A 1112-nucleotide genomic window follows, 5' to 3' on the forward strand; every position below is an offset into this window, starting at 1 on the left:
TTTGCTCTTTAAAAATCTGGATCAAGCTGAAAATTGAAACGACACATCTTTAAGGTGTGTTCGAGTCTCTCAAATTTTCGCAATCAGAAGTGAAACATCTTCGGGTTGTGAGGTTAAGCGACTAAGCGTATGCTAATCTGCGAAAAGCGCCGGCGAGGTGATATGAACCTTTGACCCGGCGATGTCCGAATGGGGAAACCCAGTGTGATTCGTCACACTATCGTTAACTGAATACATAGGTTAACGAGGCGAACCGGGGGAACTGAAACATCTAAGTACCCCGAGGAAAACACAGGTTGTGAACTCGAAGAGTAGGGCGGGACACGTGGTATCCTGTCTGAATATGGGGGGACCATCCTCCAAGGCTAAATACTCCTGACTGACCGATAGTGAACCAGTACCGTGAGGGAAAGGCGAAAAGAACCCCGGCGAGGGGAGTGAAAAAGAACCTGAAACCGTGTACGTACAAGCAGTGGGAGCACCTTCGTGGTGTGACTGCGTACCTTTTGTATAATGGGTCAGCGACTTATATTCTGTAGCAAGGTTAACCGTATAGGGGAGCCGAAGGGAAACCGAGTCTTAACTGGGCGTTAAGTTGCAGGGTATAGACCCGAAACCCGGTGATCTAGCCATGGGCAGGTTGAAGGTTGGGTAACACTAACTGGAGGACCGAACCGACTAATGTTGAAAAATTAGCGGATGACTTGTGGCTGGGGGTGAAAGGCCAATCAAACCGGGAGATAGCTGGTTCTCCCCGAAAGCTATTTAGGTAGCGCCTCGTGAACTCATCTTCGGGGGTAGAGCACTGTTTCGGCTAGGGGGCCATCCCGGCTTACCAACCCGATGCAAACTACGAATACCGAAGAATGTTATCACGGGAGACACACGGCGGGTGCTAACGTCCGTCGTGAAGAGGGAAACAACCCAGACCGCCAGCTAAGGTCCCAAAGTCATGGTTAAGTGGGAAACGATGTGGGAAGGCACAGACAGCCAGGATGTTGGCTTAGAAGCAGCCATCATTTAAAGAAAGCGTAATAGCTCACTGGTCGAGTCGGCCTGCGCGGAAGATGTAACGGGGCTAAACCATGCACCGAAGCTGCGGCAGCGACACT

1 rRNA gene (cut by a window edge) is annotated in these 1112 nt (G+C 50.7%); it reads left to right on the plus strand.

Annotated elements, in window-relative coordinates:
• Positions 1-86: 86 nt before the first annotated feature.
• Positions 87-1112 (plus strand): 23S ribosomal RNA (locus GXP72_RS01285); it runs 2619 nt beyond the window's last position.

Source organism: Enterobacter sp. SES19 (assembly GCF_011765665.1).
Taxonomy (GTDB): Bacteria; Pseudomonadota; Gammaproteobacteria; order Enterobacterales; family Enterobacteriaceae; genus Enterobacter; species Enterobacter pseudoroggenkampii.